We start from the raw sequence: 523 nt of genomic DNA on the forward strand, positions 1-523 counted from the left end.
GGGCCGCGCGCTGCACGGGCGGCGGAGGCACCGGCGCGGCGCGAGGCGGCGGCGCTTGGGCGACATCCGAGAAATCCAGCTCGAACCCACCCGCGTCGTCCGCGTCCAACGCCGCGTCGTCCTCCACGGAGAGCCCCACTTCGATGGGCACCTCCTCCAGCGGCTCACCCATCGCGATGGGCTCACCCACGACCGGAGCCTCGAACTCGAAGTCGAGCCCCGGCAGCGGTTCGTCGTCTCCCGACAGCACGCCCTGCACGGTGGGCGGAGGCGTCCCCGCGATGAGCTCGTCCAGCGGGATGTCCACGTCGCTCGCGGAGTCCGCCTGCGCGAGCCCCATGTCCTCGTCCGGAGCGCCCAACGAGAACGGCTCGTCCGCGCCGCCCAGCGAGAACGGCTCGTCCGCCGCGGGCACGGGGGCGGACGGCGCATCCAGGTCGTCGAACAGTGAATCGAGCGCGACGCCGCCCGCGGCCGGTTGCGTGGAACGCGCGGGTGCGACGGCGGTGGGACGCGCGGGGGC

At 74.6% G+C, this 523-nt stretch carries 1 pseudogene; it reads right to left on the bottom strand.

The window, feature by feature from the left end:
• Positions 1 to 523 (bottom strand): annotated as a pseudogene (locus tag D7W82_RS39820) (TIGR02266 family protein); the annotation flags it as partial.

The organism is Corallococcus sp. CA049B, assembly GCF_003611685.1.
In the GTDB taxonomy this organism is placed as follows: Bacteria; Myxococcota; Myxococcia; order Myxococcales; family Myxococcaceae; genus Corallococcus; species Corallococcus coralloides.